The organism is Nocardia sp. bgisy118 (genome assembly GCF_057708605.1).
The window spans coordinates 107,160-128,074 of sequence record NZ_JBYISM010000021.1 but is presented as its reverse complement, the minus strand read 5'-3'; the positions used below and the strand labels follow the sequence as shown (position 1 = coordinate 128,074).

Sequence of the window (20,915 nt, the reverse complement as noted above, 5' to 3'; positions counted from 1 at the left end):
GTGCTCGACGGCGGCACCCGGCGGACCAGCGCACGTCAGTCGGCGCCCTTGTCGCGCAACGATTTCCGAATCTGGTCCAGGCGTTCCCGCGCGGCCTTCTCGCGCGCGGCGAATCGCTCGTCGGCGCTGCGGCCCGCCGGGGTCTGCCGGTCGAGCTCACCCATCCCCTGCGCAGTGCCGAAGCGCTGCTCGACCTTATCGCGAACCGACTCGAAAGTAGGTACCCCGGACGGCGAATATCCGCCGGTCTCGGGCGTCGCCGGAATACCGGTCGCTTGAACCGGTACCGCCGGTACCGGGAAACCGCCTCCGACCTGCCCGGATGCCGCCGCGCCCTCGCCGATGTCATACGCCGAGGCATCGGACGTGGCGGGACTCACATCAAGATCGGTCGTCGCATGAGAGGCCCCGGCCAGCTCGTCCAGCGCGGCGCGCACGGCCCACAGTGCCGAGCGCCCCTCGACCGCGGCGCGCAACACGGTCACCAGCTCCGCGTCCGGCAAGGCGGCGAGCCGCGCCACGATTTCCCTCGTATCGCTCATGCCTGCGCCTCGCTGACGCTCGGCTCCGGCACGCGCGATGCGCGCTGGCACACGATTCGCTCACTACGTTCGCTCATAACGCCAGGCTACGCACCCGAACAGACCGCTCGCCCCGTTCGCGCTTCCCCGCTAGCCCGCGAGCACCTCGGTCGCCCAGGCCCGTAGCGTGGCGGGCCAGTCGGCGCCGAGCAGCGCGATGACGTCGTTGTGCCCGGCGCCCGGCACCACCACCAGCCGCTTGGGTCCGGACGCGGCCGCGTACAGCCGCTCGGCGTTGCGCACCGGCAGCAGCTCGTCGCAGTCGCCGTGCATGATCAGCACGGGCGCGGCGAGCCTGCCGATTCGCCGCAGGTTCGGGTAGGCGTCGGGGATCAGCGAACGCGGCAGGAACGGATAGATCGACCCGGCCGCGTCGCGGATGCCGGTGAAGGTCGACATCAGCACGAGTCCGGCGGGCGGATGCGCCTCGGCGAGTTCGAGCAGCACGCCGCCGCCCAGCGACTTGCCCAGGTACAGTACCCGATTCGGGTTCACTCCGGGCCGGGCGAGCAGCGCGTCACGCGCCGCCCGCGCGTCCAGGTAGGTGCCGTGCTCGCTGGGCCGCCCGGTGCTGCGGCCGTAGCCGCGGTAGTCGAAGGCGAGCACGTCGAAACCCGCGTCGACGAGCAGCGCGTAGATCGCCACCCGGTCGCCGAGGTTGCCCGCGTTGCCGTGCGCGAAGAGCACGTGCCCGATCGACCGCCGCGCGGGCAGCCACCAGGCGTGCAAGGTCTCGCCGTCCTCGGTGCGCAGGGACAGGTCGGTGTAGTCGAGGCCGACCGCGGCGGGCGTCTGCAGGATCTGCCGCTCCGGCAGGTAGGTCAGCGCGTTGAGAATCAGGGCCGCGGGGTGTCGCATGCAGACGTTCTTACTCCGCCGGGGCACGGTGGCTCGACGCCGCCCCGGCGATGACGCGGCCGTCCCCGGCTTCCGATCTTCGGCGACGGCGACGCGGTACCGGCTGGTCGGCCGGGGTCAGTCGACGACCACGTCGACGCCGCGCCAGAACGCGACGCGGTCGCGCACCATCTCGGCTTCCGGCTTGGGCGTCGGGTAGTACCAGGCGGCGTCGGGATTGCTCGCACCGTCGACGGTCACCGTGTAGTAGGAGGCGGTGCCTTTCCACGGACAGACCGTGTGCTGATCGCTGGGCTCGAGGTATCGACGGCGCACGGCGTCCGCCGGGAAGTAGTGATTGCCCTCCACCACCACGGTGTCGTCGCTCTCGGCGAGCACCGTCTCGTTCCATACCGCTCGTACGGTCATCGGACCTCCCAAGTCGTCGGACGAAAGCTGCCAACCGCCACGCTACTCCCGATTGCCGGGCGGCCCGGAACGCTGCGCCGCAAGCCGAGACGCGCACGGCCGCGAAGCGACGAGACCCGTACGGCGCTGCGGCCGTACGGGTCTCGATGTCGTCGCGAGCTCTGTCAGCCGCGCAGGACCGCCCCCACCGCGTCGGCGGCCGACGCCACCGCGGCATCGCGGGCGGCGCTCGCCTCGTCCTCGGTCAGCGTGCGGTCCGGCGCGCGGAAGCGCAGCGCGTAGGTGAGGGACTTGCGGCCCTCGCCCGCCTGGGCGCCCTCATACACGTCGAACAGGGCGATGTCCTCGAGCAGCTCACCGCCGCCGGTGCGCAGCGCGGCCTCGACCGAACCCGCGGACACCGACTTCTCGACGCTGACGGACACGTCCTGCAGCACCGCGGGGAACGGCGACACCACCGGCACCGGACGGGACTCGCGCAGCGGCAGCGCGTCGAGGTTCAGCTCGAGCGCGCAAGTCCGTGGCGGCAGGCCGGAGCGTTCCAGCACGGCCGGGTGCAGCTCGCCGGCGTAGCCGACGACCTCGCCGTCCACCACCAGCTCGGCGCAGCGGCCCGGATGCCACGGCAGGTGCGCGGCGGCGCGACGCTCGATGGACACGCCCGCGGCATCCGCGATGGCATCGGCCAGGGCGAACGCGTCGGCGGCCTCGGCCGGACGGCCGGGGCCCCACGGTCCGCGCGGCTCGCGGCGGCCGGTGAGCACGACGCCGACGTGCACCGGCTGCGCGGGCAGCGAGTCGACCAGCTCGGCGATCTCCTCGTCGGTCGGGCGGCGATCCACCGGAAGCGCCTCGACCGCCCTGGTGTTCGGGCCGGGCAGCACCACCTGGGCGATGCCGTAGACGGTCAGATCGCGCGCGCCGCGGGAGATGTTGCGCGCGGCCACCTCGAACAGGCCGGGCAGCAGCGTGGTGGCCAGTTCGGCGCGCTCCACGTCGAGCGGGTTCAGCACCCGGGTGGTGACGCGGCGCGGGTCGTCGGCGTCCAGGCCCCAGGTGTCGAAGACGCCCGAGGGCAGGAACATCGGCGGCGGCACCTCGATGCCGCCCGCGAAGGCCAGCGCCCTGCTGACCGCGCGGCGGCGGCGCTGCGCGGTGGTGAGCCCGCGCCCGGCGGGCGCGGTCGGCAGCACCGACGGGATCTGCTCCAGACCCTCGAGCCGGAGCACCTCCTCCACCAGGTCGGCGGGCTGGGTCAGGTCGGGCCGCCAGCTCGGCGGGGTGACCACCAGCTGGCCGTGCCCGGTCTCCTCGTTCACCGACACCTCGACGGTGCAGCCGATCTGGGCGAGGCGGCGGGCCGACGTGCCGGTCGGATAGGTGACGCCCGCGACTCGATCGGCCAGGTCGATGTCGATGCGGATCGGTTCCGCCTGCGGCGTCGGCACCCGCACGTCGGTGAGCGCGGGCTCGATGATGCCGCCCGCGATCTCGGCGAGCAGGGTGGCCGCCCGGTCCAGCGCGGCGACGTTGATCTCGGGATCGACGACGCGCTCGTAGCGCTTGCCCGCCTCGGACACCAGCTTGTGCCTGCGCGCGGTGCGGTAGACCAGCAGCGGATTCCAGGTGGCCGCTTCGAGCACCACATCGGTGGTCTCGGGGCCGACCTCGGTGCTCCCGCCGCCCATCACGCCCGCCAGCGAGACCACGCCGGACTCGTCGGCGATCACCACGTCCTCGGCGTCGAGCACGCGCTCCACCTCGTCGAGGGTGCGCAGCGTCTCGCCCTTGTTCGCGGAGCGGACCACCAGACCGCCGTTGAGCTTGTCGGCGTCGAACGCGTGCAGCGGCTGGCCCAGCTCGAGCATGACGTAGTTGGTGACGTCGACGGCGGGCGAGATCGGGCGCACGCCCGACAGCAGCAGCCGTCGCTGCAGCCACCACGGGCTGACCGCGTTCGGGTCGATGCCGGTGACCCGCCGCACCGCGAACCGGGTGCACTTCGACGACGGCTCGAGCTGCACCGGCCAGGCGTCGGTCTCGTCGTCGGGCAGGGTGCGCACCGCCGGGTCGGCGTACTCCAGATCGAAGCCGCAGGCCAGCTCGCGGGCCAGGCCGCGCACCGAGAAGCAGTAGCCGCGGTCGGGCGTGATGTTCAGCTCGATGACCGTGTCGTTCAGGCCGAGCAGCTCGTTGGCGTCCGCGCCGGGCTCGGCGGTGCCCGGCTCCAGCACCAGGATGCCGGAGTGGTCCTTGCCGATGCCCAGTTCGGCGACCGAGCAGATCATGCCGTGCGAGACGTGGCCGTAGGTCTTGCGCGAGGCGATCTTGAAACCGCCGGGCAGCTCACCGCCGGGCAGCACCACCACGACCAGGTCGCCGACGGCGAAATTCCGTGCGCCGCAGACGATCTCCTGCAACTCTGGGTTGCCGACGTCGACCTTGCAGAAGCGAATCGGCTTCTTGAACTCGGTCAGCTCGGTGATCTCGGCGACGCGCCCGACGACCAGCGGCGAGGCGGCGTCTGATCCCGCCCCGCTCGCACCCGCGTCGCCGTTCACCCGGTGGAGCTTGTCGACCTCCTCGACTTCCAGCCCCACACGGACGAATCCGGCGTCCAGTTCCTCCGGCGTCACCGACCACTCGGGTGTGGTGCGCTGGATGATCTCGGTCAGCCAGGACTGCGCTACTCGCACTTGAGGTTTCGCTCTCTCGATCGAAGGGAGTTCGGGAATCGGGCCGGTTCAGGACCGGATGCCGAAGGGCAGGGTGAACCGCACGTCGCCCTCGACGATGTCGCGCATGTCGGGGATGCCGTTGCGGAACTGCAGGGTGCGCTCCAGGCCCATGCCGAACGCGAACCCGCTGTACACGTCGGGGTCGATGCCGCTGGCGATCAGCACCTTGGGGTTCACCATGCCGCAGCCGCCCCACTCGACCCAGCCCGCGCCGCCCTTCTTGTCCGGGAACCAGACGTCCACCTCGGCGGAGGGTTCGGTGAACGGGAAGTAGTTCGGCCGCATCCTGGTGCGCGTCTCCGGCCCGAACAGGGCGCGCGCGAACGCGTCCAGGGTGCCGCGCAGGTGCGCCATGGTCAGGCCCTTGTCCACCGCGAGGCCCTCCACCTGGGAGAACACCGGCGTGTGGGTGGCGTCCAGCTCGTCGGTGCGGAAGGTGCGGCCCGGGCACACCACGTAGATCGGCAGGTCGCGCTCGAGCATGGAGCGCACCTGCACCGGCGAGGTGTGCGTGCGCAGCACCTGGCGCGAACCCTCCGGCGCGATGTGGAAGGTGTCCTGCATCGTGCGGGCCGGATGGTCGGGCAGGAAGTTGAGCGCGTCGAAGTTGAAGTGCTCGGTCTCCACCTCGGGGCCCTCGGCAACCTCCCAGCCCATCGCGACGAACACGTCGGCGATCTGCTCGGAGATGACGGTGATCGGGTGCCGGGCGCCGACCGGTTCCCGGCGGGCGGACAGCGTGACATCGATCGCCTCGGCCACCAGCACGGCCGCGTCGCGCTCGGCGAGCAGCACCGCGCGGCGGGACTCGAACGCGTCGGAGACCCGCGCCCGCGCCACGTTCACCCGCTTGCCCGCGTCGGCCTTCTCCGACTTGGGCAGCCCGCCCAGCGCGCGCTGCGCGAGGGCGAGCGGCGCCTTGCCGCCGAGATGCTCGGTCTTGGCCACCGCGAGAGCGTCCAGATCGGCTGCCGCGGCGAACGCCTTCTCGGCCTCGGCCGCCGCCGCGGCCAGCGCCTCCTCGGTCAGCGCGACGGCGTGCGTCTCGGCGTTCTGCTCGACTCCGGTGTTGTCGTCGGCCACGATCGTTCGTCTCTCCCCTGGGGATCGGTTCGCGGGTCCGGCTTATTGCCTACCCACATTGCTGCTGGTGGAATCCTATTGGATCGGCCATGACCGATTCACGCGGATTACCCGCTGGCGAGCCGCGCGCCCGTGCCCGGGCAGCGCGCGCACCGCCGCCCGGCACCCGGAAAACGGGCATCCGCGCAGGTATCGCGCCTCGCGCGGCCGGTCACCAGAGCGGTACGTACACCGCGTCGCCCTCCACATCGGGCGCGACCGGCAGGAAATCCGGGACGGTCCGCGCGGCGCTGGCCCGCATCTTGCGCACCGCCTCCGCCACGCCGGGCGCGCCGATGCCGAGCCGGTCGAGCAGTTCGGCGCGCACCTCGAGGAACTCCGGCCGGTCGACGGCGAACTGCTCCTCGAGCTCGGCCACCGGACGGCCCGTGCCCAGATCGCGCCAGTACGGATAGGTCGCGATCAAGGCGACCGCCTCGACCAGATCGGCGGCCAGCAGCACCGCGCCGCCTTCGGAGTCGGCGTACAGCACCGGGCGCTCCGTCCCCTCCGCGCCGCACAGGAAGAACGTGCCGCCCGCGCTGTCGCCCGCGATCGGCGTGAGCGGCGTACCGCTCGGCAGCCGCAGGTCCTCGACGGGCTCCCGGCGCGTGATGTCGAAATCGCCCGGCCAGGCGAGCAGCCCGGCCAGCTCGGGATCGCCCTCGATCCGGCGCAGCAGTTCGTCCCCGGCGCTCATGATCGAACCCTAGAACGCCCCCGCGTGTCGCACACGAGAACTGGCATAGAGACAGATGGCCGCCGCGGCGGCGAGGTTGAGGCTCTCGGCCCGGCCGTGGATGGGGATGCGGACGCGGTGGTGGGCGCGAGCCGCGACGGCGGGGTCGAGGCCGTGCGCCTCGTTGCCGAACAGCCAGGCGATCGGGCGCTGGAAGAGCTCGTCGGCCTGGTCGAGGTCGACCTCGCCCGCGGCGGTGGTGGCCAGCAGTGTGATGCCCGCGGCGGCAAGGGAATCCAGGGTCTCCGCGACATCGTGGTGGCGGGCGACGGGCACGTGGAACAGGCTGCCCGCGGTGGCGCGCACGCACTTGCCGTTGTGCGGGTCGACGGTGTCGCCTGCCAGCACCACGCCGTCGGCGCCCACCGCGTCGGCGACCCGGATGAGGGTGCCCGCATTGCCGGGCTCGGCGATCTCGACCGGGACGGCTAGCATCCGCGGCCGCTTGTCGAGAATGTCGGTCAGCGGCACGTCGATCAGCTCGCACACCGCGACCAGGCCCGGCGCGGTGACCGTCTCGCCGAGATGCTCGGCGGCCCGGTCGCTCACCAGCGTGGTGCGCACGCCCGCGGCGGAGGCGCCGGCGATCAGCTCGTGCTCACGCGTCGCCGCGGCGGCGGAGTAGAACAGTTCCCGCACCCGCCCGGTCTCCAGTGCGGCGGTGACCGAATTCGCCCCCTCGGCGAGGAAGAGTCCGGCCTTGCGGCGCTGCGGCGCGCGGTGCAGCTTGACAGCCGAAACGACCCGCGGATTGCGCTCGGAGAGCGCGTCCGCGGGTCGTTCCGAAAGGTGTCCCTTGGTCAACAGGGTCGGCCGGATCAGGCGGCCGGGGCGTTGACGTCCTGCGGGAGGGCGGCCTTGGCGACAGCGACCAGACCGGCGAAGGCCTCGGCGTCGGAGACGGCGAGCTCGGCCAGGATCTTGCGGTCCACCTCGACACCCGCGGCCTTCAGGCCCTGGATGAAGCGGTTGTAGGTGATGTCGTTGATGCGCGCCGCGGCGTTGATGCGGGCGATCCACAGCTTGCGGAAGTCACCCTTGCGCGCCCGGCGGTCCCGGTAGGCGTAGGTGAGCGAGTGCAGCTGCTGTTCCTTGGCCTTGCGGTACAGCCGCGAGCGCTGGCCCCGGTAGCCCTTGGAGGCCTCGAGGATGGAACGGCGCTTCTTCTGAGCGTTGACGGCCCTCTTGACGCGTGCCACTTGGTCAGTCCTTGATCGAATAGGGGGCGCGTGCGGCGCCCGGGAGGTTGGTCGGGGGTGGCGTCCGGAAACTCCGGTCGCGGTGCTGCCCTAGGGGATCAGATACCCAGCAGCTTCTTCACGCGACGGACGTCGGCAGCCGCGACGACCTCCGTGCCGTCCAGACGACGAGTCCGGCGGGTGGGCTTGTGCTCGAACAGGTGGCGACGGTTCGCCTGCTGGCGCAGCAGCTTGCCTTTACCGGACACCTTGAATCGCTTCGAGGCGCCGCTGTGGCTCTTCATCTTCGGCATGGATTCCTCTATCTGGTCGTCCCGGCGGCCGTTTCCGACCGCCGGTGTCTGTTCGTATAACTGCGGGCGTGGCCTACTCGGCCTGCTCCGCGGCCGGGGTCTCACCGGCGGGCGCGGCGCTCGCGGCAGGCCGTCCGGCCGATTCCTGCTGCGCCTTCACGCGGGTCTTCGCTCCCTTGTGGGGTGCGAGGACCATGGTCATGTTCCGGCCGTCCTGCTTGGCCGAGGTCTCCACGAAACCCAGGTCCGCGACGTCGGAGGCCAACCGCTGCAGCAGCCGGAACCCGAGCTCGGGCCGGGACTGCTCGCGACCCCGGAACATGATCGTCACCTTGACCTTCGACCCGGCTTCGAGGAAGCGAACGACGTTCCGCTTCTTGGTCTCGTAGTCGTGGTCGTCGATCTTGGGCCGGAGCTTCTGCTCCTTGATCACGGTCTGCTGCTGGTTCTTCCGAGACTCGCGCGCCTTCTGCGCCGTCTCGTACTTGAACTTGCCGTAGTCCATGATCTTGCAAACCGGCGGACGGGCATCCGGAGCCACCTCGACCAGGTCGAGATCGGCCTCGAGGGCGACGCGTAGCGCATCTTCAACACGCACGATCCCAACCTGCTCGCCGCCAGGTCCGATGAGTCGGACCTCGGGAACTCGGATGCGATCGTTGATGCGGGTCTCAGTGCTGATGGGGCCTCCTAGGTCAAGCGGTGTCGTCTGACGACCGCAGGCAATAACTGCAACCCCTTGTTCAACACAAAAGCCCCGGTGCGGTATTTCACCACAACGGGGCCCGAGTCGACCGATCGCCGATGCCAGGCATCGACTCTTGCGCGCGAGACGGCACTCACGCAAGAAACCCGCCACAAGGGCGGGCGACCGGACCGTTTGACCAGTACGATTGCTCGTCGGTAACGGTGGGAGTCGGGCTCCACTTATTCAGCCCCGGGTCGTGTCGCACCAGGCGACGCGGTTCGGGGCGGTCGTCAGCGGAAAGTCTAGCATTGCCGTCCGCTATCGCCGAATCGGTCCGAAAACGCGCTGCGCGGCCCGCCGCGGGGATCGGCCAGCTCCGACTGCTCCTGGCGGCCTCGCTAGCCTGTTGGGCATGACTGACGAGCTCGACTCCTCCGTGCGCGACCTGGCCGACATCCCCGCCGTCGAGGTGATCAGCCGCGCCGCCGTGATGCTGATGAGTTCGGCCGCGGAAAAGCTCGGCCTCGCCGACCCGGACCCGGACAGCAGCCCGCACCGCGACCTGGACGAGGCACGCCGCGTCATCACGGCGCTCGCGGGTCTGGTCACGGCCTCGGTCGAATACCTCGGGCCGCACGCAGGGCCCATCCGCGAGGGCTTGCAGTCCCTGCAGCGGGCGTTCCGCGAGGCTTCCGCCCACCCGGACGAGCCGGGCAAGGGTCCGGGCGAGAAGTACACCGGCCCCGTCTACTGAGCCGGTTCCCCGACCCGGTCCGGTACGGCTCGACGCTCGCCGGCCGGTCACCCGCCTGACCCGCCGATCACGCTGCGGCAGGCGCGAATCGGCCGCGGCCGCGGCTCGATGCGGCATGCTGGCAGTATGGCGACACCGATCTTGCTCGTTCCCGGATTCTGGCTCGGCGCGTGGGCGTGGGACGAGGTGGCCGAGGAACTGCGCGGCAGCGGCTTCGAGGTGCGCGCGCTGACCCTGCCCGGGTTGGATCCCGACGACGAGGATCGGTTCGCGGCCACCATCGAGGAACAGGCAGGCGCCATCCTCGCGGCCATCGACCCCGCGGAATCGGCTGTGCTGGTGGCCCATTCGGGCGGGGCGGCGCCGGGCTACCTGGCCACCGATGTCGCGCCGGGGCGCTTCCGGCACGCGGTGTACGTCGACTGCGCGCCGGTGCCGGACGGGTTCGTGCTCAACGATTCGCTCGGATCGGCGCGCGAGTTTCCGCTACCGAGCTGGGAGCAATTGGCGGAGGAGGGCGACAGCCTGGTCGGGCTGGACGCGGCGCAGCTGGCCCGATTCCGGGAGCGCGCGGTGTCGGAGCCTGCGAGCATCGCGGGTGCGCCACTGCGCCTGAGCGATTCGCCCGCCCGGCTCGCGGTGCCGACGACAGTGGTGTGCACCAGCATCACCGCGGAGCTGGTGCGGCAGTTGAGCCTGAGCGGTGAGGCGCCGGTGTTCAGCGAGATCGCCCGCTTCGACGCGACGCTGATCGACCTGCCGACCGGCCACTGGCCGATGTGGTCGAAACCCGCGGAGCTGGCCGAGATCATCGCGGGCGCCGCGGCGAACTGAGCGCCGCGCGGCCGAGACGGGGCGGGCCGACACTCGACCGGCCCCGCCCGGCGCGATCACTGCCCGGGGGTGACCGAGATCGACGAGCCGGTGGCGATCATGGTGGCGATGGCCTGCAAGAGGCTGGTCAGCCCGGCGCTTCCGCTGTCCATGGCGTTCCTTTCACTGTCTGGCGCGCTCAGGCGCCCGGGGTGTAGTTGATGGACGATCCACTGCCGAGAAACGTGAGGATCTGCGCGACCAGCGCGGCGATGTCCACGCCTTCCATGGGTGTGTTCCTTTCTCTCCCACCGGGTTTCGGGCGTGCTTGCGCCGCGGTCCGGTGCACTCACCGTTACTGTCCCGGCCACGCCCGGACACGGTGAGGCAGATCTTACACACGCCCATTTCACTTTTTCCCGCGTTTTCGGGACCCGAAAAACCCGCGCAGGCCGAAACGGCGAGTGGCCGCGCCTTGTGACGCGGCCACTCGCCGTTTCAGGTTCAATTGTCGAAGATCGACCCGCTGCTCCACATCGACCTTTTGCCCGGATCAACCGCTGCTTTTCGATCAACCTCTGCGCTCGATCAGCCTCTGCGCTCGATCAGCCTCTGCGTTCGATCGGCCTTGCCTTCGATCAACGCAGCGCGGCGGCCTTCCTGGCCAGACGCTTGGCCGCGGCCGTCTCCGCAGGGGCCTTCTTCGCCGCCTTGTCGGCAGGGGCCTTCTTCGCCGCCGCGGGCTCCGCCGGAGCCTGCTTGGCCGCCGCCTTGGACGCCGTCTTCTTGGCCGCCGCCTTCTTCGCCGGGGCCCGCTTCAGCGGAGCCGACGCGGCGGGCTGGGCGAGTACCTCGGCGAGGAACTGGCCCGTGTAGCTGTGCGGCACGGCAGCGACGTCTTCCGGCGCGCCCTCGGCCACCACGGTGCCGCCGCCGGAACCGCCCTCGGGGCCCATGTCGACGACCCAGTCGGAGGTCTTGATGACGTCCAGGTTGTGCTCGATGACGATGACGGTGTTGCCCTTGTCGACCAGACCGTTGATGACGCCGAGCAGCTTGCGGATGTCCTCGAAGTGCAGACCGGTGGTCGGCTCGTCGAGGATGTAGACGGTGCGGCCGGTGGAGCGCTTCTGCAGTTCGGCCGCCAGCTTCACGCGCTGGGCCTCGCCGCCGGACAGCGTCGGCGCGCTCTGGCCGAGTCGCACGTAGCCGAGGCCGACGTCGACCAAGGTCTTGAGGTAGCGGTGGATCGAGGTGACCGGTTCGAAGAACTCCGCGGCCTCCTCGATGGACATGTCCAGCACCTCGGCGATGGTCTTGCCCTTGTAGTGCACCTCGAGGGTTTCCCGGTTGTAGCGCGCGCCGTGGCAGACCTCGCACGGCACGTACACGTCGGGCAGGAAGTTCATCTCGATCTTCAGCGTGCCGTCGCCGGAGCACGCCTCGCAGCGGCCGCCCTTGACGTTGAACGAGAACCGGCCGGGCTGGTAGCCGCGCACCTTCGCCTCGGTGGTCGCCGCGAACAGCGTCCTGATCTTGTCGAACACGCCGGTGTAGGTGGCCGGGTTGGAGCGCGGCGTCCGCCCGATCGGGGACTGGTCGACCTGTACCAGCTTGTCCAGGTGATCCAGGCCGTTGACCCTGGTGTGCCTGCCCGGCACCTGACGGGCGCCGTTGAGCTTGTTCGCCAGCACGGTGGCCAGGATGTCGTTGACCAGCGTCGACTTGCCCGAGCCCGAGACGCCGGTCACCGCGGTGAGCACGCCGAGCGGGAACGAGACGTCGATGCCCTGCAGGTTGTGCTCGGTCGCGCCGACGACGGTGAGCTTGCGCTTCTTGTCCATCGGGCGGCGCACCATCGGCACCTCGATCCGCTCGCGGCCCGAAAGGTACGCGCCGGTCAGCGAATCGGGGTCGGTGAGCAACTCCTGATACGGGCCGCTGTGCACCACCCGGCCGCCGTGCTCGCCCGCGAGCGGGCCGATGTCGACGACCCAGTCCGAGGCGCGGATGGTGTCCTCGTCGTGCTCGACGACGATCAGCGTGTTGCCGAGATTCTTCAGCCGCGTGAGGGTTTCGATGAGCCGCCGGTTGTCCCGCTGGTGCAGGCCGATGGACGGCTCGTCCAGCACGTACAGCACGCCGACCAGCCCGGAGCCGATCTGGGTGGCCAGCCGGATGCGCTGCGCCTCACCGCCGGACAGGGTCGCGGCGGCCCTGGACAGCGTCAGATACTCCAAGCCGACGTCGAGCAGGAACCCGAGCCGCGCCTGGACCTCCTTGAGCACCTGCCCGGCGATCGCGGCCTCGCGCTCCCCCAGCGTCAGCGAGTTCAGGAACTTCGAGCAGTCGCCGATGGACAGATCGCTGACGTCGGCGATGGACTTCTTGTCCTCGCCCGCCGAGATGGTGACGGCCAGGATCTCCGGGCGCAGCCGCGCGCCCGAGCAGACCGGGCACGGGATGTCGCGCATGTACCCGTCGTAGTGCTCCTTCATCTGCTCGGACTCGGTGTTCTCCATGCGCCGCTGCAGGAAGGGCATCACGCCCTCGAAGTCGGCGTAGTAGGAGCGCTTGCGTCCGTAGCGGTTGGTGTAGGAGACGTGCACCTGGTCGGGGCTGCCCTCCAGCACGGCCTTGCGCGCCTTGAGCGGCAGGTCCTGCCACGGGGTGTCCATGGAGAAGCCGATGGTCTCGGCCAGACCCGACAGCAGCCGGGTGAAGTACTCCGCGGTCTGCCCGCGCGACCAGGGCGCGATGGCACCCGCTGCGAGGCTGAGCTCGGGATCGGGGACCACCAGATCGGGGTCGACCTCCTTGCGGATGCCGAGGCCGGTGCAGTCGGGGCAGGCGCCGTAGGGCGAGTTGAACGAGAACGACCTCGGCTCGAGGTCCTCGATGTCGAGCGGGTGCCCGTTGGGGCAGGCCAGGCGCTCGGAGAAGCGGCGTTCCCGGTCGTGGGCGTGCTCGTCGCGATCGACGAAGTCGAGCACAACGATGCCGTCGGCCAGCCGCAGCGCGGTCTCGATCGAATCGGTGAGACGCTGCTTGGAGCTCGGCTTGACGGCGAGCCGGTCGACCACGACCTCGACGTCGTGCTTCTCCTGCTTCTTCAGTTTCGGCGGGTCGGTGAGCGGATACACCACACCGTCGACCCGCACCCGGGAGTAGCCCTGGGAGTTGAGCTGGTCGAAGAGGTCGACGAACTCGCCCTTGCGGGTACGCACCACCGGCGCGAGCACCTGGAACTTGGTGCCCTCCGCCATGGCGAGCACCTGGTCGACGATCTGCTGCGGTGTCTGCTTGGCGATCAGCTCGCCGCAGACCGGGCAGTGCGGCGTGCCCGCGCGCGCGTAGAGCAGACGCAGGTAGTCGTAGACCTCGGTGATGGTGCCCACGGTGGAGCGCGGGTTGCGGTTGGTGGACTTCTGGTCGATGGACACCGCGGGCGAGAGGCCCTCGATGAAATCGACGTCGGGCTTGTCCATCTGGCCGAGGAACTGCCTGGCGTAGGCCGACAGCGATTCCACGTACCTGCGCTGGCCCTCGGCGAAGATGGTGTCGAAGGCGAGGCTGGATTTGCCCGAGCCGGACAGTCCGGTGAACACGATCAAGCTGTCGCGGGGCAGATCGAGATCGATCCCCTTCAGGTTGTGCTCCCGAGCTCCGCGCACGGTGAGGCGTTCCGCCACCGATGTGTCCCTTCTCGATCGTGTTGACGTGCAGACAGACCCCCGCTCGCCATGCTAAGCGCGAGCACCGACAAGTTTCGTCCGAGCGGCTGTCCACCCGCGCGGACGAGGCCGCGCCGGAGCGTCAGCCGGCCCGGCGCGTGCCCTCCGACCGCCCGGTGACCTGCCATCCGTGCGCGTCCACCGTGACGGTCAACACCTCCGACCCGACCCGCAGTCCGCTGATCCGCAGCGGCAGGTAGCGCTCGGGCACGGCGGGCGCCACCTCCGCGACGGCCGCCCCCGGCTCCAGCCGGACCAGGCTGCGCAGGAACAGCAGCGGCGCGGCGGCGGCCCAGGCCTGCGGCGAGCACGAGGTCGGATACGGCACCGGCGCGTCGAACTCGGCGCGGTCGAAACCGCAGAACAGTTCGGGCAGCCGATGGCCGAACCGCACCGAGGCGTCGAGCACCGCGTCGATGACCCGGGTGGCGTGCTCGGTCAACCCGTAGCGCATCAGTCCGGCCGCGCAGATCGCGTTGTCGTGCGGCCACACCGAACCGTTGTGGTAGCTGACGGGGTTGTAGGCGCCCATGCCGCTGGCCAGGGTTCGAATGCCCCAGCCGGTGAACATGTCGGGAGCGAGCAACCGGTCCGCGACCAGCGCCGCCTTGTCCTCGTCCACGATACCGGTCCACAGACAGTGGCCGATGTTCGAGGTGAGCGCGTCGATCGGCCGCTTGTCCCGGTCCAGGCCGACCGCGTACCAGCCGCGCTCGGGCAGCCAGAACTTCGCGTTGAACTCGGCCTTCAGCCGGGCGGCCGCGGCGCGCAGCCGGTCCGCGGTGGCGCGGTCGCCGAGGTCGTCGGCCAGCTCGGCCCTGGCCAGGTAGGCCGCGTAGACGTAGCCCTGCACCTCGGCGAGCGCGATGGGCGGTGCGGGGAGGGTGCCGTCGGCGAAGTTCACCCCGTCCCAGGAGTCCTTCCAGCCCTGGTTGTCCAGCCCGTGCTCGGCGCGGCGGCAATACTCGACGAACCCGTCGCCGTCGGCGTCGCCGTAGCGCTGGATCCACTCGATGGCGCGGTCGGCGTGCGGCAGCAGTTCGTCGCGGGTGGCGTCGTCGAGTCCCCAGCGGTGCAGCTCGCCGAGCACCATGACGAACAGCGGGGTGGCGTCGGCGGTGCCGTAGTACACGGTGTCGCCGCCGAGCAGCCGCGTCGCGGCCCGGCCGAACCTGATCTCGTGCGGTATCCGGCCCGGTTGTTCCTCGGTGGCGATGTGCTCGCGGACGCCTTGCAGGTCGGCCAGGCTCTGCAGGGTGCCGATGGCCAGCCTGCGATCCACCGGCAGCACCATCCACGAGGTGAGCAGCGAGTCCCTGCCGAACAGCGCCATGAACCACGGCGCGCCCGCGGCGACCACCGCGCGGCCGGGACTGGCCGGGTCGAAGATGCGCAGCGCGCCGAGGTCGGCGACGGCGCGGCGCAGCGCCGCGGCCAGCGTCGGGTCGCCGGTGCGCACCCTCGGCGAGTTCTCGTACCAGGCGCGCAACCTGCTGGCGGGCGCGCTGTGCGCGACCGAGCTGCCGCACGTGTGCCGCGGCGTGACCTCGGCCGAGCCGAGCAGCGGGAGGTACTGCACGCACGTCGACCAGGAGCCGCGGGCGGGCAGCCGGACGTGCCAGCGCAGGCGGCGGCCGTCCGCGGTCGCTTCCGCGGCGCGCACCGCGACCGCGACACCGAGCGCGGGAGCGGCGATTTCGAGGCCGCCGTCGACCGCGCGGTGCTCGATGGCCTGCCCTTCACCGACCCGGCCGTCCTTGACCTCGAACAGGTCGGCGAAATCCGCGTCGACCTCGAGCGCGATCGCGAAGTCGACGGACTCCCCGGAGAGGTTGCGCACGGTCAGGTCCTCGCGCATGCCGTCGCCGACGTGTCGTCCGACGATCACCAGCGCGGTGCTGTCGGCGCGGTCGGGCGGCGGTGCGGTGCGCGCGAGCAGCGTGACACTGTAGGGGTCGGCGTACTGCACGCTGAGCGGTTGCGGCGCGTGGTCGTCGACGGTCAGCCGCCAGCGGGAGAGCACTCGGGTGTCGCGGACGAACAGTCCCTGCGCCCGGCCCGGCTCGATCGCGCCGCCGGAGTCGCTGAGGCAGAAGGTGGATCCCTCGACGAGCGTCACGGCGCTCGCCGTTCCGTGGTGCGCAGGTCCGCTGCCCCAGGGGTCCATTACGTCACGCGCCCTTGGTCGGCGGCTCGTCGTGCGGCGGGTCGTCCCGGTGTCGCTGAATCGGTCATCGTTCGACAACTTTCACGCGTTCGGTCCAGAAATCCAGCATACTCGGAACATCAATACGCCCAGCGTTTTTCGGTCAGTCCCGTTCGCTACGCATTCGCTGCGGCGAGATTCGGTGGCCGGATCCGCGGTGGGACCCGGTGCGCGAGGAGGGGCCGCGATGATCAAGGTGTTCCTGGTCGACGACCACGAGATCGTCCGGCGTGGCCTGACGGATCTGCTGGAGAGCGATCCCGAGCTCGCGGTGATCGGCGAGGCGGGCGATGTCGCAGAGGCGATGTCGGGCATTCGCGCGGCGCGGCCCGATGTCGCGGTGCTCGACGTGCGACTGCCCGACGGCAACGGCATCGAACTGTGCCGTGATCTGCTCGCCGAATTCGACAGGCTGCGTTGCCTGATCCTGACCTCCTACACCGACGAGCACGCCATGCTGGACGCGATCCTCGCGGGCGCTTCGGGATACGTGGTGAAGAACATCAAGGGCATGGAGCTGGCCGAGGCCATCAAGGCGGTCGGGGCTGGCCGCTCGCTGCTGGACAACCGGGCGGCGACCGCGTTGAAAGCGCGACTACGCAACAGCGTCGAGGCCGACGGTCCGCTGGCCGGTCTGACCGAACAGGAGCGCAAGCTGCTCGCACTGCTCGGCGAAGGCCTGACGAACCGCCAGATCGCGGCGCGGATGTTCCTCGCGGAGAAGACGGTCAAGAACTACGTATCGCGGCTGCTGGCCAAGCTGGGTATGGAGCGGCGCACTCAGGCCGCGGTGCTGGCCTCCCGCCTGCGCGAGCCGTGAAGCGGCTCGACGACCTCGGCTGCGCGGCGCCGAGCCGGGCGGCGTGCCAGGGGAGCCACGCTGCTCCCATCGGAACCGTACTGGGAATCAGGCGGTTTCGATCGGCGCGACGATGGTCAGGTCCCCGTCGTAGCGACGGTAGAGCAGCTGGCCGCGGCCCGACTCGCGATCGGTAAAGAACAGGTAGGGCAGGCCGCCGCGGCACAGCGCGGTCGCCGCCTCGGACTCGCCGAGCAGCGGGCTGGGCTCCGAATGCACGGTCAGAGGTAGGGAATTCACGCTGAGCGGCTGTTGTGTCCGCTCCGCCGGCGTCGTGGTGGTCCACTGGCGGACGAGTCGCACGCCGAGCGTGTCCGCCCAGTGCACGATGGCGTCCTCACCGGTCTCGGCATCGGTGAACAGGTACGCGTCGTAGTCCATCGCGTCCATCACGGCGGTCGCCTCGGCGGGCGTTCCGGTCAGCAGCTCACAGTGCTTGCGGCGGATGATCGGCCGCTGCTCGGTGACCTTCGCCAGCGGTGGCCGTGCCGGATCCGGCCACGCCCGTGACTGATTGGCGACCAACCTGCTGAGCTGGCGATCCAGCCGCTCGACGGCGAAGGTCACCGCGAACCCGCGCGGCCCGGTGACCTGCACCCGGGTCGGTGTGTCGTGCAGCCGTACATTGGCCTGCACCACCGTGGGTTCCTCCCTATCCCGCGGGGCCGTAACCCGCACCCGCGCAGGCACATCCAAGTGGTGGCGGCGCAGCACCCGGCCGATGGCGCGGACGGCCCGCGTCACGTCGGCCGGCGGGACGGCCCCGCGAGTGGTCACAGCGAGCTCCGGATCCGCGGCGCTGGACCAGTGTTCCGAGGAGTACAACGATTGCGACGAATTCATAGGACACCTCTACTCTCAATTCACCCAGTGTCGATATCCCACCGCCGCAACGGCACCGCGAACAGGGCCAAAAGTCCCCGATCCGCGAATTAGACTGGCTGAAGCGCTGTTCACGCGCCCACCTGAACAGGAACCGACATGACCGAAGACAGCGGTAACGGCCTGTACTCGGTGCGCGACACGCTCTCGCAACTGCGCCTGCGCGAACTGCTCAGCGAGGTCAAGGAGCGCGTCGAGCTGATCATCGACTCGCGCGACCGGATGGACGGCCTGGTCGAGGCGATGCTCACCGTCACCTCCGGCCTCGATCTGGACGACACGCTACGCGCCATAGTCCGCACCGCGACCAGCCTGGTCGACGCCCGATACGGCGCGCTCGCGGTGCGCGGGCACGACCGGCAGGTGGTCCAGTTCATCGACGAGGGCATGGACGAGGTGGTCCGGCAGCGCATCGGACAGCTGCCCTCCGGACACGGCGTGCTCGGCGTGGTGTTCAATCGCCCGAAGCCGCTGCGACTGGACGACCTCACCGAACATGCGGAGTCCGTGGGTTTTCCGCCGGGGCATCCGCCCATGCACACCTTCCTCGGCGTGCCGGTGCGCATTCGCGACGAGGTGTTCGGCAGCCTCTATCTCACCGAAAAGGCGGGCGGGCAACCGTTCACCGAGGACGACGACGTGCTGGTGCAGGCGCTGGCCGCGGCGGCGGGCATCGCGGTCGACAACGCGCGCCTCTACGAGTCGGCCCGCACCAGGCAGGCCTGGATCGAGGCCACCCGCGACATCGCCACCGAATTCCTCGCGGGCACCGAATCCGAGCACGTGCTCGCGCACGTGGTCGACCACGCGCGCACCCTGACCGGCTCGCACCGCTGCTTCCTCGCCCGGCTCGACGAGTGCGTATCGCCCGGCGAGATCGGCGAACTCGTGCTCACCCAGTGGTCGGGTCCCGGCGCCGGACACGAGGGCTGGCTGGCCTCGACCGAGGGCACCGCGCTCGGCGAGGCGTTCACCCGGCGCACCCCGCTGCGCTTCGACGACGCGGCGCGCATCGATCTCGGTGTGCCGCTGGCCGATGTCGGCCCCGCCCTGATCCTGCCGTTGTGCACCCCTGACGCCACGCTCGGCGTGCTCGTCGCGGTGCGGCCGATCGGATCGGCGCCCTATCCCGACGAACTCGTCGAACTCACCGCCGCGTTCACCGATCAGGCCGCGCTGGCCATGCAGCTGGCCGACGCCCAGCGGCGGATGCGCGAACTCGACATCCTCGCCGACCGCGACCGCATCGCCCGCGATCTGCACGATCATGTCATCCAGCGGCTGTTCGCCATCGGCCTCACGCTGCAAGGGTCGCTGCCGAAGGCGGTGGTTCCCGAAGTGCGCCAACGGTTGTCGACCTCGATCAACGAGCTGCAGGAAGTGGTCCAGGAGATCCGCACCTCCATCTTCGACCTGCACGGCGGCGACGGGCACAGTGCGGGCTTGCAGCAGCGCATCGAGCGCGCGGTGCGCCAGCAGACCGCCGAGACCCCGCTGAAGGCCACCGTCCAGGTGAGCGGGCCGCTCTCCGTGCTGGAGGCCGAGCTCGCCGATCACGCCGAGGCCGTGGTGCGCGAGGCGGTGAGCAACGCGGTACGACATTCGGGCGCCGACACGATCGCGGTGGACATCAGCGTGGCCGACGACCTGACGATCGTGGTCACCGACAACGGCTGGGGCGTACCGCACCACGTCATCCGCAGCGGGCTGCGGAATCTGGAGCAGCGGGCCGAGAAAGCCGACGGCAGCTTCGTGGTCGGCCCCGCGGGCACGCCGGCCGACAGCGCTGGACTGCCGGGGACGCGGCTGCGCTGGTCGGTGCCGCTACCCGCGGACTGACGCGGACCGGACCGTCATCCGGCCCGTCCCCCGCGGCCTGACCTGCCGGCCGCGGGCCCCAGCACCAGCATCGAGTTGTGCCCGCCCATACCCAGCGAGGACTTCAGGGTCAGGCCGCCCTCGAACGGCGTCGGACCGTCCAGCAGCCGCGGATGCGCCGGGGCCACGATCGGCGGTGCGGGCAGCACGCCGCGCTGGTAGGCCATCGCCGCGACGGCCACCTCCACGCCCGCCGCGGCGCCCTGGCTGTGTCCGGTGAGCGGCTTGAGCCCGTACACGTGCGGACGATCGCCCAACACCTGGGCGACCAGATCGCGCTCGGCCAGCTCGCACTGCCGCGTTCCGGTGCCGTGCGCGTTGAAGTACGCGATCTCGTCCGGGCTCACCCCGGCCTGGGCCAGGGCGCGGCGCGCGCAGTCGATGATCTGCGCGTGCTCCGGTTCCACCGAGACCACGTGGTAGCCGTCGTTGGTCATGCCGCCGCCGAGCACCGCCGCGTACGGCCGATCAACAGCGCGGGTCAGCACGAACGCCACCGAGGCCTCCGCGAAGCCGAAGCCGCGGCTGCCCTCCTGGAAGGGGCGGCACGCGTCGAGCGGTTCGGCGTCGGTGATCGCGGCGCCGAGCTGGACGAAGTGCTCGACCATGTCCGGCGTCGCCGACATGTCGGTGGCCACGCAGATCACGTCGTCGGCGATGCCGCTGTCCAGCCACAGTTCGGCGGTGACGATCGCGACGTTGGCCGAACTGCACGCCGCCGACACGTTCATCGACGGACCGTGGAAGCCGAACTCCTGCATCAGCACCGAGATCGGCGTGGACGGCAGCAGCCGCAGGTAGTCGCGGGAGCGGCGGTGGCCCTCGTCGATCTGGTAGAAATCGCGCCAGTTCACCACGTCGCCGAGCACGATCGCGTGCAGCAGGCCCACCGTGCGGCCGGGCCGCCAGCCACGCGCGCAGGCGTCGGCGATCGCCTCGCGCGCCGATTCGTGCATGGCGCGGCCGTAGCGACTGGGGCTGACGGCTTCGTCGCCGCCGTTCGGCACCAGCGTCACCCACGCGTGCTCGTCGCGGCCCGGCCCGTACCCGGGTTGCAGCTGCGCGGCGGACTTGCCGCTGAGCAGGCCCTGCCACAGCGACTCGCGCCCCCACCCGTAGCCGGTCACCGCACCGACCCCGGCGATGGACATATGATCTCGAGA

General features: G+C 70.6%; 18 protein-coding genes. 4 read left to right on the top strand and 14 right to left on the bottom strand.

Annotated elements, in window-relative coordinates; all coding sequences use genetic code 11:
• Positions 1-35 precede the first annotated feature (35 nt).
• The 10 genes from AC3EO7_RS24510 to infC form a co-directional block, all read right to left on the bottom strand.
• Positions 36-542 (bottom strand): hypothetical protein, encoded by a 507-nt coding sequence (locus tag AC3EO7_RS24510; protein WP_431970745.1) that lies wholly within the window; start codon positions 540-542, stop codon positions 36-38.
• A 129-nt stretch (positions 543-671) separates the two neighbouring features.
• Positions 672-1,439 carry an alpha/beta hydrolase gene (locus AC3EO7_RS24505; RefSeq protein ID WP_435592482.1) on the bottom strand — a complete coding sequence of 256 codons (768 nt, stop codon included), beginning with the start codon at positions 1,437-1,439 and terminating at the stop codon, positions 672-674.
• 117 nt (positions 1,440-1,556) lie between these two features.
• Positions 1,557-1,847 carry a DUF427 domain-containing protein gene (locus AC3EO7_RS24500; protein ID WP_431970743.1) on the bottom strand — a complete coding sequence of 97 codons (291 nt, stop codon included), beginning with the start codon at positions 1,845-1,847 and terminating at the stop codon, positions 1,557-1,559.
• A 164-nt stretch (positions 1,848-2,011) separates the two neighbouring features.
• The gene (gene pheT / locus AC3EO7_RS24495) at positions 2,012-4,543 is read right to left on the bottom strand and encodes a phenylalanine--tRNA ligase subunit beta (RefSeq protein ID WP_431970742.1); all 2,532 of its coding nucleotides are present in this window, start codon (positions 4,541-4,543) and stop codon (positions 2,012-2,014) included.
• A gap of 48 nt (positions 4,544-4,591) precedes the next feature.
• Positions 4,592-5,668, bottom strand: coding sequence for a phenylalanine--tRNA ligase subunit alpha (pheS, locus tag AC3EO7_RS24490; protein WP_431970741.1), 1,077 nt, complete (start codon positions 5,666-5,668; stop codon positions 4,592-4,594).
• Between the two features lie 211 nt (positions 5,669-5,879).
• Complete coding sequence (locus AC3EO7_RS24485) at positions 5,880-6,407, bottom strand: hypothetical protein (protein ID WP_431970740.1); 528 nt, start codon at positions 6,405-6,407, stop codon at positions 5,880-5,882.
• A gap of 9 nt (positions 6,408-6,416) precedes the next feature.
• Entirely contained in the window at positions 6,417-7,250 is an 834-nt protein-coding gene (locus AC3EO7_RS24480; protein WP_435592481.1) for a TrmH family RNA methyltransferase, read from the bottom strand.
• Between the two features lie 14 nt (positions 7,251-7,264).
• Complete coding sequence (gene rplT, locus AC3EO7_RS24475; protein WP_039797323.1) at positions 7,265-7,645, bottom strand: 50S ribosomal protein L20; 381 nt, start codon at positions 7,643-7,645, stop codon at positions 7,265-7,267.
• A gap of 98 nt (positions 7,646-7,743) precedes the next feature.
• The gene (gene rpmI / locus AC3EO7_RS24470) at positions 7,744-7,938 is read right to left on the bottom strand and encodes a 50S ribosomal protein L35 (RefSeq protein ID WP_040706116.1); all 195 of its coding nucleotides are present in this window, start codon (positions 7,936-7,938) and stop codon (positions 7,744-7,746) included.
• A 73-nt stretch (positions 7,939-8,011) separates the two neighbouring features.
• Complete coding sequence (gene infC / locus AC3EO7_RS24465) at positions 8,012-8,665, bottom strand: translation initiation factor IF-3 (RefSeq protein ID WP_084483526.1); 654 nt, start codon at positions 8,663-8,665, stop codon at positions 8,012-8,014.
• Positions 8,666-9,038: 373 nt separating this feature from the next.
• Between infC and AC3EO7_RS24460 the strand changes: the two genes are divergently transcribed.
• Entirely contained in the window at positions 9,039-9,380 is a 342-nt protein-coding gene (locus tag AC3EO7_RS24460; RefSeq protein WP_431970738.1) for a DUF1844 domain-containing protein, read from the top strand.
• 126 nt (positions 9,381-9,506) lie between these two features.
• A complete protein-coding gene (locus AC3EO7_RS24455; RefSeq protein WP_431970737.1) occupies positions 9,507-10,214 on the top strand; it encodes an alpha/beta fold hydrolase in 708 nt (235 codons plus the stop codon).
• Between the two features lie 617 nt (positions 10,215-10,831).
• On the opposite strand, the gene uvrA is transcribed toward AC3EO7_RS24455, so the two are convergent.
• Both uvrA and AC3EO7_RS24445 read right to left on the bottom strand, forming a co-directional pair.
• Positions 10,832-13,885: an excinuclease ABC subunit UvrA gene (gene uvrA, locus AC3EO7_RS24450; protein ID WP_435592480.1), complete on the bottom strand. Its 3,054-nt coding sequence runs from the start codon at positions 13,883-13,885 to the stop codon at positions 10,832-10,834.
• A 124-nt stretch (positions 13,886-14,009) separates the two neighbouring features.
• Complete coding sequence (locus AC3EO7_RS24445; RefSeq protein ID WP_431970735.1) at positions 14,010-16,094, bottom strand: amylo-alpha-1,6-glucosidase; 2,085 nt, start codon at positions 16,092-16,094, stop codon at positions 14,010-14,012.
• 226 nt (positions 16,095-16,320) lie between these two features.
• Here AC3EO7_RS24445 and AC3EO7_RS24440 point away from each other — a divergent pair, with 226 nt between their 5' ends.
• A complete protein-coding gene (locus AC3EO7_RS24440) occupies positions 16,321-16,953 on the top strand; it encodes a response regulator (RefSeq protein WP_431970734.1) in 633 nt (210 codons plus the stop codon).
• Positions 16,954-17,040: 87 nt separating this feature from the next.
• Here AC3EO7_RS24440 and AC3EO7_RS24435 read toward each other — a convergent pair whose 3' ends face one another.
• The gene (locus tag AC3EO7_RS24435) at positions 17,041-17,769 is read right to left on the bottom strand and encodes a sigma 54 modulation/S30EA ribosomal C-terminal domain-containing protein (protein WP_435592479.1); all 729 of its coding nucleotides are present in this window, start codon (positions 17,767-17,769) and stop codon (positions 17,041-17,043) included.
• A gap of 204 nt (positions 17,770-17,973) precedes the next feature.
• Between AC3EO7_RS24435 and AC3EO7_RS24430 the strand changes: the two genes are divergently transcribed.
• On the top strand, positions 17,974-19,713 hold the full coding sequence (locus AC3EO7_RS24430) for a sensor histidine kinase (RefSeq protein ID WP_431970732.1): 1,740 nt from the start codon (positions 17,974-17,976) through the stop codon (positions 19,711-19,713).
• 14 nt (positions 19,714-19,727) lie between these two features.
• Here the strand turns inward: AC3EO7_RS24430 and AC3EO7_RS24425 are convergent, their stop codons facing one another.
• Positions 19,728-20,903 carry a beta-ketoacyl synthase N-terminal-like domain-containing protein gene (locus AC3EO7_RS24425; protein ID WP_431970731.1) on the bottom strand — a complete coding sequence of 392 codons (1,176 nt, stop codon included), beginning with the start codon at positions 20,901-20,903 and terminating at the stop codon, positions 19,728-19,730.
• Positions 20,904-20,915 lie beyond the last annotated feature (12 nt).